The organism is Nocardiopsis exhalans, from assembly GCF_024134545.1.
GTDB lineage: Bacteria > Actinomycetota > Actinomycetes > Streptosporangiales > Streptosporangiaceae > Nocardiopsis > Nocardiopsis exhalans.
In genome coordinates this window covers 6344177-6358093 of record NZ_CP099837.1, presented here as the reverse complement: position 1 = coordinate 6358093, position 13917 = coordinate 6344177, and the positions used below count along the sequence as shown (strand labels likewise).

At 70.8% G+C, this 13917-nt stretch carries 10 protein-coding genes; 6 read left to right on the top strand and 4 right to left on the bottom strand.

Annotated features, from left to right (window positions below):
* Positions 1–37 precede the first annotated feature (37 nt).
* From NE857_RS28140 to NE857_RS34390, 3 genes are read right to left on the bottom strand one after another with little or no spacing between them, the layout of a single operon-like run.
* Entirely contained in the window at positions 38–1252 is a 1215-nt protein-coding gene (locus NE857_RS28140; protein WP_254418380.1) for a DUF4350 domain-containing protein, read from the bottom strand.
* Entirely contained in the window at positions 1249–1974 is a 726-nt protein-coding gene (locus NE857_RS28135) for a DUF4129 domain-containing protein (protein WP_254418379.1), read from the bottom strand. The genes NE857_RS28140 and NE857_RS28135 overlap by 4 nt, the downstream gene beginning before the upstream one ends.
* On the bottom strand, positions 1971–3557 hold the full coding sequence (locus NE857_RS34390) for a DUF7847 domain-containing protein (RefSeq protein ID WP_301184266.1): 1587 nt from the start codon (positions 3555–3557) through the stop codon (positions 1971–1973). Before NE857_RS34390 ends, NE857_RS28135 begins: the two co-directional genes overlap by 4 nt.
* Positions 3558–4017: 460 nt before the next feature.
* Between NE857_RS34390 and mtrA the strand changes: the two genes are divergently transcribed.
* The 6 genes from mtrA to hpf all read left to right on the top strand — a co-directional run bounded on the left by mtrA (position 4018) and on the right by hpf (position 12972).
* Entirely contained in the window at positions 4018–4695 is a 678-nt protein-coding gene (gene mtrA, locus NE857_RS28125; protein ID WP_254418378.1) for an MtrAB system response regulator MtrA, read from the top strand.
* Positions 4696–4711: 16 nt separating this feature from the next.
* Positions 4712–6601, top strand: coding sequence for an MtrAB system histidine kinase MtrB (mtrB, locus tag NE857_RS28120; protein ID WP_254418377.1), 1890 nt, complete (start codon positions 4712–4714; stop codon positions 6599–6601).
* Positions 6598–8508: an LpqB family beta-propeller domain-containing protein gene (locus NE857_RS28115; protein WP_254418376.1), complete on the top strand. Its 1911-nt coding sequence runs from the start codon at positions 6598–6600 to the stop codon at positions 8506–8508. The genes mtrB and NE857_RS28115 overlap by 4 nt, the downstream gene beginning before the upstream one ends.
* Before the next feature lie 169 nt (positions 8509–8677).
* Positions 8678–10336 carry a transposase gene (locus tag NE857_RS28110; RefSeq protein ID WP_254418375.1) on the top strand — a complete coding sequence of 553 codons (1659 nt, stop codon included), beginning with the start codon at positions 8678–8680 and terminating at the stop codon, positions 10334–10336.
* A 159-nt stretch (positions 10337–10495) separates the two neighbouring features.
* Positions 10496–11461, top strand: a complete 966-nt coding sequence (locus NE857_RS28105; protein ID WP_254418374.1) for a ComF family protein — start codon at positions 10496–10498, stop codon at positions 11459–11461.
* An 839-nt stretch (positions 11462–12300) separates the two neighbouring features.
* On the top strand, positions 12301–12972 hold the full coding sequence (gene hpf / locus NE857_RS28100; RefSeq protein WP_017583254.1) for a ribosome hibernation-promoting factor, HPF/YfiA family: 672 nt from the start codon (positions 12301–12303) through the stop codon (positions 12970–12972).
* A 191-nt stretch (positions 12973–13163) separates the two neighbouring features.
* On the opposite strand, the gene NE857_RS28095 is transcribed toward hpf, so the two are convergent.
* The gene (locus tag NE857_RS28095) at positions 13164–13667 is read right to left on the bottom strand and encodes a hypothetical protein (RefSeq protein WP_254418373.1); all 504 of its coding nucleotides are present in this window, start codon (positions 13665–13667) and stop codon (positions 13164–13166) included.
* Between the last annotated feature and the right edge of the window lie 250 nt (positions 13668–13917).

Here is a 13917-nt window from a genome sequence, read left to right as displayed (position 1 = left end):
GGCTCGAAGCTGTGTGGCGGGCGGCCGCGGCGGGGAATCACCGCAGTCTCCCGGCGAGCTGGTCGATCTCCTCGGCGAGCCGCAGCATCGCGTCGTCGTTCGCCGCGTACGGGTCCGGCCGGGCCGGGTACAGGAGCGGCCACAGGGTCTGCGGGTCGTCCCCGCTGCGGGCCGCCACCGCGGCCACGACCGCCTCCGGTCCGGCCTCCCGGCGCAGGCCCAGCTTGGGCAGCGAACGCTCCAGGAAGCCCTCGCGCAGCGCCGAGACCGCACGGTCGCGCGCCTGGCGGGACCGGTAGAGCCCTGCCCGGCCCTCGGTGGTCTCCGCGGCCCGCACGACCACGGGCAGGGATTCCGGTACGAGCGCGCCCATCCGCCGCCCGCGCCAGAGGGCGAACAGCAACAGGGTGAGCGCCAGCGGAACCAGGGACCAGCGCAATCCCGGCGGGACGAGCTCCCACAGGGTGGCGCTGCCGATCTCCTCGGGCGGGTCCGGTCGCAGCCAGACCACGTCCTCGGCGGCGAGCAGGTTCAGCATCAGCGAGGCGTTGCCCGCCGAGCCCAGGTCCCGGTTGGTCAGCGGGGCACCGGTGCCCAGCAGCGTCGTGGTGGTGCCGTCCGGCCCGGCCACCTGGAGCAGGGCGGAACCGCCGTCGGCCGGGTAGCAGCCCAGGGCCTCGGTCCCGGGCTCGGCCGAGTACAGCTCGCCGACCACCCCGGCGTCACCGGCGGCGGACGCGGCAGGCAGCTCGCAGTCGGATCCGGGTTCGAGGGTGCGCCCCTCGTGGGCCCGCCCGGTCACGTCGGTCCCGGGCGCGAAGGCGTTCAGGGAGCGCAGGGAGGGCTGCACCAGCACGGTGTCGGCCGCCAGCCCGGCCAGGGCGTCCAGCTCCTCGGGGAGCAGCCGGTGGTCGAGGAAGAGCACCAGCACGGTGTCGTCCCCCGCCCGCTCCACGGCCCGTGCCGCCGCCTCGGAGCCGCGGGTGACGGTGACGTTCGCGTCCTCCTCGAGCAGCCGCACCAGCGCGCGCGAACCGTTGGGGTCGGGGTTTCCGGGCTCCAGGTAGCCGGAGGGGAACGGCTCCCGGCCCAGCGAGACCAGGACCGCCACGACGACCAGCAGGGTGAACGCGGCCAGCGGCAGCCGACCGGCCCGCCACAGGCGTCCGGCGGCGGAGCCACCGGGGGCCGTTCTCCGGGCGGGGCCGGTCTGCGCCTGGGACCGCGGCTCGGGCGGCGCGGTGGTCGTCATCGTCGCCCTTCGTCGTACGGCTGGTTGTTGGTGGGGGCCGGGCCGCCGTGATGGCTCGGCGGTTCGGCGGAGCCGGTCGGAGCGCCCCCGGCGGGCACCGGTTCGCTGAGGACCGGGCGGGCCGCGCTCAGACGTCCGTCCAGCTCACGCATGAACCGGGCGGTGTCGGCGGTCGCGGCGCGGTCGCCGTAGGCCACGTCGTTGAAGATCCGGGCGCCCTCGTGCAGGCCCCCGGCCTCGACGGGCAGTGTCCGGGCGGCCTCGGCGGCGAGCTCGGTGGCGGTCCGCCCGGCCTTGGGGGAGATGATCACCCGGTCCTCCAGGTCCACGCTGATCGCGCGCAGCCGCTCGGTCACCGCCGCGGCGAAGTCACCGACGGCCTCGGCCCGTTCGGAGAGCGCGCGGTGGTCGGCTGCGGTGCGGACCTCGCCCTCGTGCAGCGGCGCCTCGACCCGGCGGTTCCGGGAGGGCCGCAGGTAGAAGATCATGGCGACGACCAGCACCAGGACCACCAGGAGCACGCCGGCCAGGAGCCAGCCGCCGGGGACGACCCCCTCGCCCGCCCGGCCCAGCCAGTCCAGGAACTCGCCGAGCCACATGAGGAGGCGGTCCAGCAGAGAGGGCTCGTTCTGCCCGTAGACCGGGTCGGACAGCTCCTCGATCGCACGGCGGCGGCCCTCCTCCCGGGTCACCTCCAGGGGAGCGGCGTGGAGGGGCCTCACGTGCGGTACCTCGGCAGGAAGATCTCCGAGCCGACGGCCTGACCCTGCTGCGCGGCCTGCTGCAGGTGCAGGTCCAGGCCCTCACGGCGCATCCGCAGGTCGAGGTAGAGCAGGGTGTTCACCCCGGCCAGGAAGGGTTGGGTGAGGGCGTAGATCAGCACGGTGATCACGTAGGAGACCGCCACGTTGAGCAGCAGCCCGACCGTCCCGTCCGGGGGGAAGGCGAGGGTGACGAGGAAGGTGGTCGGCATGAGCAGGATCGTGTAGACGACGACCACGATCAGCAGGGCCAGCAGCCAGTAGCCGAACGTGCGCCACCAGGCGCCCTGGGACAGGCGCCAGGAACGGGCGATGGCCTGGAAGGGGCCGAGCCGCTCCAGTACGACCAGCGGCATGGCGTAGTAGAGCCGGACCCAGATCCACAGGGCCGGGGCGGCGACGGCGGCGATCCCCAGAAGGACGATCAGCAGACCGACGGCGATGGCCGCTCCGAGGCTCTGGAACGCGAGGCTGAGCAGCACGGCGACGAACACCACGATCATCATCGCGATGAAGAAGACGATGGCCATGATGATCTGCATGCCGAGCTTGATGAAGGCCAGGCCGATGATCGAGCCGACCCGACCGCGCACGGCCTCCCAGGCCTCGGCGACGGTGAGCCGTCGGCCGAGCACCGCCATGCCCACGACCGCGGCGAGCAGGCCGAGCAGGATGGCCCCGCCGACCAGGGTGATCAGGCCGCCGACCAAGCTCAGCAGACTGACCAGCGGCGACGTCTGGAAAATGGGGTCGTCGGGGTCGAGGGCGGCGGGGTCCGCCATGATCTCGTCGAACGAGGTGAAGGTCTCCGCGGGGAGGAAGGCCGAGGCGATCGCGCTGACGCTGCTCGCGAGCGCCATGACCACCAGGGCCAGCACGAAGGTGGTCCGCGGGTTGTCGCGGACGTAGCTGAACGCGCCGTTGAAGATGTCGCCGAGCGTCATCGGCCGGAGCGCGACCACCCCGGTCTTGATGGGCTGCGGACTCGGCCCCTGAGCGACCTGCCCCTGGGGGCCGTAGCCGGAGGGACCGCCCTGGCCGGGGGGGCCGTAACCCGGGGGCGGTCCGCCCTGACCGGGCGGCCCGTAGCCGGGAGTGCCGTAACCGGGGGCGCCGTAGCCCGGTGCGCTGTAACCGGGAGCGCCGTATCCCTGCTCGCCGTAGCCGGAGGGAGCGCCCTGACCGGGAGGCGGCCCGTAACCGGGGGCGCCGTAACCGGGGGCACCGACCTGCTCATGGGGCCCGTAGCCGGGAGCGCCGTAGCCCGGGGGAGTGCCCTGGCCCTGGGATCCGTAGGCCTGCCCGCCGTACCCCTGCCCGCCGTAACCCTGGGGCGGCGCGTACCCCGGCGGGGGTTCGGGTGGTCCGTAGCCGGGTTGGCCGGAGCTCGGGGGAGTGCTCCGGCTTCCCCCGGGAGAGGAAGGGTCGGAGCCCTGACCGGGGGCGGTCCATCCGCCCGACCCGGCGGGGTCCGCGGACTCGGGCGGCCCCTGATTCTCGGGGTCGTCTCCCGACCCGTCCCGGTGGCCGTCCTCCTGGCTCATCTGCCCCGCCCTCCATGAGGTTCGGTTACTGTGCGCAAGCGTTTTCGCGCCAATTCTGACCTGTCGGAAACCAACCTACCGGCCGGTTCCACCGCTTCTCAGTGGCGTTCGAGTGTGTCCCAGGACAACCGACGCACTTCATTCCTTTTGTATGCTTTCTGTTACCAACCGGCCAAGTCACGAAGCTTTCCGGGCCTTCTTAGCCAGGGACGACGCCGCCGGTGACCGAAATCGGTCCATAAGGGCCCAACACCGCTGACCGCTCTTCCAACACTGTCCGAAGCTGGCAAGGTTGGGGGAGACGAAACGCAGTTCCCCGCGGTAGGGGAGCGTTCCCCGGGAGTCGGGGAACACGGGCACCGACCACTGACGCCGCTTGAGTGTTCCAGGAGAGAGGAGTAGGCGCCGGAACTCCCCCCGCCCACAAGGCGGTGGCGGACACCTGGCGCCGGATACGCCGATGAAGGGACGTGTACTGGTTGTCGACGATGACCTCGCCCTCGCCGAGATGCTGGGCATCGTGTTGCGGGGTGAAGGGTTCGAGCCCTCGTTCGTTCACGACGGGGACAAGGCTCTGGAGGCCTTCCGCGAGACCAAACCCGACCTGGTCCTCCTCGACCTGATGCTGCCCGGGGCCGACGGGATCGACGTGTGCCGTCAGATCCGCGCCGAGTCCGGGGTTCCCATCGTCATGCTCACCGCCAAGAGCGACACCGTCGACGTCGTCCTCGGTCTGGAGTCGGGCGCCGACGACTACATCGTCAAGCCCTTCAAGCCCAAGGAGCTCGTGGCCCGCGTGCGCGTGCGGCTGCGCCGCACCGAGGAGCCCGCGCCCGAGGTCCTCCAGATCGGTGACATCACCATCGACGTCGCCGGGCACGCCGTGCGCCGCGACGGCGAGCAGATCAGCCTCACCCCGCTGGAGTTCGACCTCCTGGTCGCCCTGGCCCGCAAGCCGCGCCAGGTCTTCACCCGCGAGGTCCTGCTGGAGCAGGTCTGGGGCTACCGCCACGCCGCTGACACGCGCCTGGTCAACGTGCACGTGCAACGCCTGCGCGCCAAGATCGAGAAGGACCCTGAGCACCCCGAGGTCGTCGTGACCGTTCGCGGCGTCGGCTACAAGGCCGGAATCGCCTGATCCCTCCGGGACCCACATGACCGCGTCCGAACCCGAGGAGGGGCGGGGCAGTGATTCCGCAGGGGATCGCTCCGTCCCCGCCTCCGGGCTGCCCGCCACCGGAGACGGCTCCGGCGGCAGCTGGCGTGACAACAACACCGGCCTGACCAGGGCTTACCTCCTCGCCCAGCGCGCCGCCCGCGCGCTGGTGCGCGGGGTGCACACCAACTGGCGCCGTTCGCTGCACCTGCGGGTCATCAGCACGACCCTGGTCCTGTCCCTGCTGGTCATGGCGGGGCTGGGATACGTGCTGATCTCCGAGGTGCGCGGCGGTCTGCTGGACGCCAAGATCAACGCGGCGGTCAACGACCACCGTGCGGGGCTCAACTACGCGCTCGTCGAGCTCCAGGAAAACGAGATCGGCGACCGCAACCGGCTCCTGAACAACATCGCCAGCGAGCTGACCAGCCGCAGCGGTGACACCGGGCTCTACAGCGTGTTCATCCTGCCCTCGGTGAGCGACGAGCTCGGCTGGGCCACCGGCGAGGGCAGCGTCCCGCCGCGTCTGATCGAACAGGTCCGCCAGTCCGAGGTGTTCGACCAGCAGTACCACACGTACACGCGCATCGACATGGAGGACGGTTCGACCGAACCGGCCCTGGTCGTGGGCGCCCAGCTCACCCACGCCTACGAGCTGTACTACATCTTCCCGCTCCAGCACGAGCAGGAGATCCTGGACCTGGTCCAGGGCACGGTCGCGCTGGTCGCGGTACTGCTGGTGATCCTCCTCGGGCTGATCGCGTTCATGATCACCCGCCTGGTGGTCACCCCGGTGCGCTCCGCCGCGCAGTCGGCCGAGCGCCTGGCCGCGGGCGACCTCACCGAACGCATGACGGTGCAGGGCGAGGACGACCTCGCCCGGCTCGCGATGTCCTTCAACGACATGGCTGGCAACCTGCAGGAGAAGATCCAGGAGCTGGAGGAGCTGTCCAAGCTCCAACGCCAGTTCGTCTCCGACGTCTCGCACGAGCTGCGCACCCCGCTCACCACCATCCGGATGGCCGGCGACCTGCTCTTCGACGACCGGGAGGAGCTCGACCCCTCCCAGCGGCGCTCCGTGGAGCTTCTGCAGAGCCAGGTGGAGCGGTTCGAGGAGCTCCTCGCGGATCTGCTGGAGATCAGCCGCCACGACGCCGGGGCCGCCACCCTGGGCATCGAGTCGGCGGACATCCGCGACTCGGTGATGAAGGCCGTGGGCGACGCCGAGCAGATCGCCGAGCGCCGCGGCATCAAGGTGGTCCTGCGCCTGCCCGCCGAACCCTGCGTGGCCGAGTTCGACACCCGTCGGATCAACCGCATCCTGCGCAACCTCGTGGTCAACGCCATCGAGCACAGCGAAGGGCGCGACGTGGTGGTCGCCGCCGCCGGTGACCGCGACGCCATCGCCGTGGCCGTGCGCGACTACGGGGTGGGGCTCAAGGAGGGGGAGGAGCACCTGTGCTTCGACCGCTTCTGGCGCGCCGACTACTCCCGGGTTCGTACCACCGGCGGTACCGGCCTGGGCCTGTCCATCGCCAAGGAGGACGCCACCCTGCACGGCGGCTGGCTCCAGGCGTGGGGCCTGCCGGGCCAGGGCTCGCAGTTCCGACTGTCCCTGCCCCGCCGCTCCGGGGCCGAGCTGCGCGGGTCCCCGCTGCCGCTGGTCCCGCCGGAGATCGCCCTCGGCCGTAATTTCACGGCCTTCGGCGACAAGGACGGCGGAACCCCCGGAACCGCCGCTGCAGCCGCTACGGCCGGAGCCAAGGGCGGCGGCGCCAAGGACACCGGGAGCGGGTCCGGACCCGCCGCGGGAACGGGAACCGGCGCGGACAAACCAGGGAGCCCCGACCGGGGGCGGCCCGGAGCCGACGAGGAGGAGGCGCTGTGAGCGACGTGGCAAGCCCCGGACGCCTGGCCCGGGCCGCGCGTACCGCGGCCGCCGGAGCGCTCGCCTGCGTGTCTCTGGCGGCCTGCGCGAGCGTACCCATGACCGGCCCCGTCGTCCCCGGCGAGGGTGGAGACAGCACCGGCGATCCCTACGGCGGCTACGTGCGCCTCCTGCCCGCCGGGCCGCAGCCCGGCGTCGAGCCCGAAGGCCTGATCGACGGCTTCCTCAAGGACCTCGGCAGTTTCGAGGAGGACCACAAGGCCGCCCGCAGCTACATGCTTCCCGAGATGAGCGAGGACTGGTCCCCGGACGGCGCGGTACGGGTCTTCTCCGACCAGGACGCGGTGGACCTGGACTCGGAGATCTCCACCGACGGACTCAGCGCCACCGTGCGCATCCGCAGCAACGAGATGGCCAGCATCGACGAGAGCGGCAAGTACGTTCCGGCCGAGACCGGCACCATGCTGGAGGAGACCTTCACCCTCGCCCGTGAGGACGGCGACCCCGAGGGCGAGTGGCGGATCCGGGACCTGCCCGACGAGATCATCCTCAGCCAGCTGGACGTCGAGCGCACCTACCGCCCGTTCAACCTCTACTACTTCAACCCGACGGGCTCCGCCCTGGTGCCGGACCCGGTCTACCTGCCGGTCAGCACCGACCAGCTGGCCGAACGCCTGCTGCGCAAGCTCATCGGCGGCCCCACCGACTGGCTGGCCCCTGCCGTCATCTCCGCCTTCCCCGAAGGCATGGTCCCGCGCACCGAGATCGACGCCGAACGCGCCGTCATCAACATCGCCGGGGTGCCGGACGCGGACGAGTACAGCATGGGCGCCCAGATCGCCTGGACCCTGCGCCAGCTGCCCGAGATCCAGGAGTTCACGCTCAAGATCAACGGCGAGGAGGTCAGCTTTCCGCAGTCGGACGGGGACAGCTCCGACCGGCCGCGCCCGGGCAGTGACTACTGGGCCCGGGTGAGCCCCGGAGCCACCGCCTCGGGCATCCGCGCGTACTTCACGCACGACGGCCAGCTGTGGTCCGCGGCCGACTGGGAGGCCGACACCTTCGACGACGCCGAGCGGGTAGCCGGTCCCCTGGGCACCGGGGACGTCCCGCTGGAGCGGTTCGCGGTCTCGCTCGACGAGAGCACCGTCGCCGGGATCACCCTGGGCGGCGGCGAGGTCGTCACCAGCTTCGCCAGCGCGGGGGCCGAGCCCCGGGAAGTCCTCGGCGACGGCATGTTCACCGAGCTGTCATGGGACGTGAACGGCAACCTCTGGGTGGTCGAGGAGACCAGGGACAACGGCCGTTCCGAGGACGACGAGGACGACGAGGACGACGAGGCGGCCCCGGCGGGGGACGAACCCGTATCCACCGGCACGGGTGGCCAGGACCCGCCCGCCCCCGGGGACACCGCGCTGTGGCTGCTCCGCGACGGCGACGAGGTGGTCCAGGCCGAGGTCCGGGGACTTCGGGACCACTCCCTGGTGCACTTCAAGATCTCCCGGGACGGCACCCGCGCCGCCGTGGTCACCGAGCAGGACGGTCAGCGATCGCTCCAGGTCGGACGCGTGGTGGAGGGCGAGGACGGCCAGGTCTCGGTCGGCTCCTTCATCAGCCTCGCGGACCAGGAACTGGAGGACGTCACCGGGGTGGCCTGGCGCTCCAGCGACCAGCTGGTCGTCCTGGGCAGCCGCGACGGCGGCACCACCCAGGCTCTGTTCGTCGCCCTGGACGGCGGTACGCCCGCCGCCAGCGCGGGCACTCCGGCCGCCGGGATGGTCACCATCTCCGGCGCACCCGGCCAGCCCCTGCTCGCGGGTTCGGATGACGGCAACATCTGGGTGTCCACCGACCCCCTGAACTGGAAGAACGTGGTGGAGGGTAGCTCCCCGACCTTCCCGGGCTGAGGCCGCCCCCTCGCCCGTGATCTTGCTACCAGTAGCAAGTTCGGCGCCCTCGGGTTTCGTGGTTCTCGGAGCTATGTCCGCTTCTGAGTGCTTTGGTGTGAACCTGGACAACCACCCGCCCCGCACATGACAAAGGGAGCATCAACCAGTCCCGTCTAAAGGCTCGCTGATGCTCCCACACCCCACCCTACCCCCGACCCTGCAACGCCTGCTCAACCACTTTTGGCCCCACTTCACCCAACCCACCTTCACCACCTTCACCGCCCTACTCACCGGGCTGATCACCCACACCGGACCCCGCACCGTGTGCGGCATGCTCACCGGCTCCGGCCTGGCCCGCCACTGGCACCACGACCGCGCCCACGCCTTCTTCTCCCGCCGCAAATGGAACCCCCACCACCTGGGCCAGACCATGGCCCACCTCATCGCCCAGGCCTTCACCCGCCCGGGCCAGGACCTGACCCTGGTCATCGATGACACCCTGATCAAACGGTCGGGCCGCCGCGTCTGGGGCCGGTTCCGCCAACACGACGGAGCCCGACCCAAGAACAACCCCCTGGCCTGGGGTGTGTGCTTCGTGGTCACCGCCCTGGCCGTGCGCCTGCCCGGCAGGACCACAGCCCTGGCCCTACCCGTGCTGACCGCGTGCTGGCGGCCCTGCCCCACCAAACCAAGCCCCGGCACAGCAGGCCACAACGGCCCGGTGCCCCACCCCCGGACCGCGAACCTGTCCTGGACCGCCGCCACCGCCCGCGTTGTGGACAGCGCCCGCTCCCGCTACGACCAAGCCCGCCATGGTCTGCAACTCCGCCAAGCCAAGCAAGCCGCCCTACCGGCGGGGCACCGCCTGCCCGGCCCCGACCCCACCCCCGCCCTGAAAGAGCGCCTGAACCGGTGCGCCCAAGAACTAGCCGCCGCCCAGGCCGCCCACGACCAGGCCCTGGACCAGGTGCTGCAGGCCACCACCCCCACCAGCGGCCCCACCAATCAGGACGAGGAAGAAACCGAACAGCGGCCCACCAAGACCGAGACCGCGATCGCTCTGGCCACCCGCCTGGCCCACCAGTTCCCCGACCGCACCATCCACGTGGTAGCCGACTCGGCCTACCACAGCCCGGCCCTGCGCGTCCTTCCACCCAACCTGACCTGGACCTTTCGCCTGGCGGCCAACGCGGTCCTGCACCAGGCACCCCCGCCCGCACCGGCGGGCACCCCCACCCGGCCCGGCCGTCCCCGCTACGCGGGCCCCCGGTTGGGCACCCCCGAACAGATCGCCGCGACCGCCAACTTCGTCGCTTTGGGCGACGACACCGGTCAGGAGATGGCCGTCATCGACTGCCGGTGGGTGCGCTCCCTGGGTCCCACACCCCTGCGCCTGATTGTGGTGCGCGACCCGCACAGCCCCAAGGCCTACAAGGTGGCGTTGCTGAGCACCGACACCACCAGCCCTGCTGAAGAGATCGTGCGGCGCTATGCGGACCGGTGGCCGATCGAGGTGTGTTTCCAGGACAGTCGAGCCCATCTGGGTTTGGAGCAGGCCCACAACCGCACCCGCGCCGCGGTGGAGCGCACGGTCCCCTTCCAGCTGCTGGCCTACAGCTTGGTGGTGGTCTGGTATCGGTGGCACGGCCAGGGGCAAGCGGACGTGGCCGCCCGCCGCCGCGACCAGCCCTGGTATCAGTCCAAGACCGATCTGGCGTTCTCGGACATGATCGCCGCGCTCAGAAGGCAGGTGATCGAACACCGAATATCGTGCAGGGTGCCCGACCTGGGGGTGCGTGGGTTAATCCGAGAGATCGTCAGGGACTGGTTCGACATCGCAGCGTGAGCCGGGCCCACCCGAACCGGACACCTCTCCCAAAACCACGAAACCCGAGGGCGCCGATTTCGCTTCTGGTAGCAAGATCACGGAAGAAACCGGGGTGGGTTGTCCACAGGCCGATCATCGGGGCTGGTGTCGATGACCGAGGTGGCCGAAGCTGGAACCATGGCCGAACCCTCTGGCACCCGGGCCCCGGACACCCCTCGCGGGTGGTGGGCGCACCGGATGTCCACCCTGGTGCGCCGTCTGCTCTCCGTCCTCCTCGACCCCCTGCTCGAACTCCTGCTGCCGCGCCCCTGCGCGGGGTGCGCCGGTCCCGGCGGCCCTCTGTGCACGGGCTGCCACGCCGTGCTGGAACGCCGACCGCACCGTGCGCGGCCTCGTGAGCGCTGCCCTCCGGTCTGGGCGGCGGGTCCCTACTCCGGGTACCACCGCCGGGTCCTGCTCGCCTACAAGGAACACGGGGACGAACAGCTGACGGCACCCCTGGGGGAGAGACTGGCCTGCGCCTACCGTGCCTCGGGCTGGGCCGCGCCGGACACGCTGCTGGTGCCGGTCCCCGGACGCGGTCCCTCGGCCCGCCACGGGCCGGTCCTGCGGCTGGCGCGGGCCTGCGCGCACCTGGCCGGGGAGTCGGTCACGGGCGGGGTCGCGCCGGTGCTGCGCTACCGCCGCGGAGCCCGCCGCCAGGTCGGCCTGGGGCGTGCGCAGCGCCTGGCCAACCGGGTGGGGGCCTTCACCGCCGCACCAGGGCCGGTACGGGCGCGGCGGGGCCTTGGGAAGCGAGGCGCTCGGGTTCTGGGCGGAGCGGGACCGGAAGCAACCGGATCTGTTCGAGAAGGAGTGGAACGAGCGGTACCGGTGCGGGGGGCACCGGGCCGGAGAGGAGGGGGCCGGAGGGGAACGGGCCGGGGCGAGCGGAACCGGTGGGAGCTGCACGGGCGGCGGGTGGTCGTGGTGGACGACGTGCTCACCACCGGCGCCACGGTCGCGGAGGCTGCCCGCGCGCTGCGCGAGGAGGGCGCCACGGTGGTGGGAGCCCTGGTGCTGGCCGAGAGTCTCCGCTCTTCGGGGCGTGCGGACTTCGGCCGATGGGAGGGGTCGGCAAGAAGGTTTTACAAACCCTCGTGAACAGGCGAAAGGTGCCTGTTAGCAAGGGTTTGCGGCGCTTGTCGGCCGGTTGGGTCCCCGTTCGCTACCTGACATCCGCGCTAGGACAGGTTACGGTCCAGGTATGGCACCCGTCCGGGTCCGTGGTTGCGTCGGATTTTCAGAGCCCCTGGGAACACCGGGGAGCTACTCCGGCAAGCCGATGCCAGGCGCAGGCGAAACGGCCCACGTAAGGCGACTTTTCGTCGACCGATCACGGTGCGCCTTAGAGGTAAGTCCTGCCCCGCGGAGGGTCCCGATGTCCCTCATGACAGGGAGAAGAGCAGTAGTCGCGGATAAGAGCGGCGACACTCTCAGCAGGCGGATGTGGGGACGAAGACCAGGTCGGCCGGACGGGTGGCATGCCGACGTGCGGGGGTCCGTGACGCCCGGAGCGAACGCTCCGGGGGTGTGGACCCCCACCCGTCTCCGCCGCGCCGCGTCCACCCGGGCGTTTGTGCCCGAGTTCCCCTCAGCCCAGGTCAGCCCCTCCTTCCGGGGTAGCTTCTCCGAACTCTCGTTCCGGGACGACCTCTCCGACCACGTTCCGCCCACCCCTGCCTCCCCGCCCGGTGGGCGACTCACCCCACATAGGTCAAAAGTTCTTTTTCCCAGTTCAGGGGTCTCAGGTAATCGTGTCCTTGGGGCACGTGATGACCCTGCCTCTGATGGGTATACGCACTTCCAACCGAGTCGTGACCCTGAGAAGAACGGGGCACAGACGGAAAGGGGCTAGCGCGTCACACCCTCCCCAACACGGGAGGGGAGCAGAGCCAGCCTGGCCGTCGCCTTCACGGCGGCCACGCGATGAAGGGGGTCCTATGGACATCATCGTCAAAGGTCGACGCACCGGTGTGAGTGAGAAGTTCCGACAGCACGTCGAGAACAAGCTCGACAGGCTCTCCAAGTGGGAGCGCAAGGGCATGAGCGTCGATGTGGAGGTGTCCCAGGAGCGCAACCCCAAGCTCGCCGACGTCCGCGAGCGGGTTGAACTGACCATCCACTCCGACGGCCCGGTCATCCGGAGCGAAGCCGCGTCAGTGGATCGTCACGGCGCTCTCGACCTCGCGATCGACAAGATCGAGGCCCGACTCCGTAAGTCCGCGGACCGCCGCAAGGTGCACCGCGGAAACCACACTCCGGTCTCCGTGGCGGCAGCGACCGCCCACCTCCCCGGAGACCTGCCCTCACTCACCCCGACACCAGCCAAGGCGACCCCCGCCCAGCGCGGCGGGGACGAGGAGATCGACGGCGTCGAGGTCGACGGCCGTTTCTCCGACGAGTTCGTGGAACTCGACACCCAGGGGGAAGCTCCCGTGATCGTGCGGGAGAAGTTCCACCGGGCCAAGCCGATGAGCATCGACCAGGCGTTGATGGAGATGGAACTCGTCGGGCACGACTTCTACCTCTTCCATGACGAGGTCAAGGACACCCCGAGCGTCGTCTACCGCCGGAAGGGCTTCAACTACGGCGTTCTGAGGCTCGTGGACTAGGACCTCGTCCCCGTCCTTCGAAGAACTCCCCCGCACGGGAGGTGGAAGAGCCGGCACACGCACCGCGGCGGGCCACGGCGGCCCGCCGCGGTCGTGCGTTCGATGAGGCTCCGGCCGCTTCGCCCGGTGCACCACCGGGCGAAGCGCCAGCCGTTCAAGGGGCGGCCAGCCAGGGGCCAGACGGCCGCCGATCAGTCACTCTGGGACTGTTCGGCCTTCTTGATCCGGTGCAGCGGGGTCTGGTGCGGCTCCTCCGGCTCGTAGCGCGGCGGGTCCAGCACCACGTCGCTGAGGATGTCCCAGACCACCGCCACCACCAGCGCCGCGGCCATCAGGACGGCTCCGGTCACCAGCAGCGGCACCGACCAGTCGAGCACGATCGCCAGGCCGCCGAGGCCGAAGCCCACCGTTCCGAGGGCGACGCAGACCCACGAGGCCGCGCTGCCCCGGTGGCCGTTGGTCGGCGCGAGGCTGCCGCCTTGGCGCTGGAAACCCCGGATGCGCCCGTGCCGGTCCTGCTCCTCGTCGGTGGGGCGGTGGAGCTCCCAGCCCAGACCGGGATCGTCGTCCTCCCCACGCCTCCGTCGCGAATCCTTCCCTTCGACGGCCTCCTCCACCGCATCGGCCGGTGTGGGCGGTGGCACCGGTCCCCACCGCGGGGCCCCCGCCGAACGGTCGTTCCGGTTCGCTCGCATGGTGATCCCTCCCGGGAACACGATCGAAAGTCGGCGTACTCGCGGTGTGGCAGGCGGACGGGTCGCCCTCCTGTCCACCACTTCCTATTGCTCTACCCCGAGAAATGCGCGAGTCTGCACAAACATCATGAAAAGGGCGGGAACATCTATACCCATCCCACTCGTTTGTCGGGAGGACGGGAAGCGGTTCCGGGTCCTCTAGGATGTAGGCCCGAGGACCCAGGATTCTCCCCCTGACCTCCGTTGCCAC

Excerpts from the sequence above, each read along its gene's own strand:
- NE857_RS28140 (WP_254418380.1), bottom strand. The coding sequence starts at position 1,252 with ATGACGACCACCGCGCCGCCCGAGCCGCGGTCCCAGGCGCAGACCGGC.
- NE857_RS34390 (WP_301184266.1), bottom strand. The coding sequence starts at position 3,557 with ATGAGCCAGGAGGACGGCCACCGGGACGGGTCGGGAGACGACCCCGAG.
- mtrA (WP_254418378.1), top strand. The coding sequence starts at position 4,018 with ATGAAGGGACGTGTACTGGTTGTCGACGATGACCTCGCCCTCGCCGAG.
- mtrB (WP_254418377.1), top strand. The coding sequence starts at position 4,712 with ATGACCGCGTCCGAACCCGAGGAGGGGCGGGGCAGTGATTCCGCAGGG.
- NE857_RS28110 (WP_254418375.1), top strand. The coding sequence starts at position 8,678 with ATGCTCCCACACCCCACCCTACCCCCGACCCTGCAACGCCTGCTCAAC.
- NE857_RS28105 (WP_254418374.1), top strand. The coding sequence starts at position 10,496 with ATGGCCGAACCCTCTGGCACCCGGGCCCCGGACACCCCTCGCGGGTGG.
- hpf (WP_017583254.1), top strand. The coding sequence starts at position 12,301 with ATGGACATCATCGTCAAAGGTCGACGCACCGGTGTGAGTGAGAAGTTC.
- NE857_RS28095 (WP_254418373.1), bottom strand. The coding sequence starts at position 13,667 with ATGCGAGCGAACCGGAACGACCGTTCGGCGGGGGCCCCGCGGTGGGGA.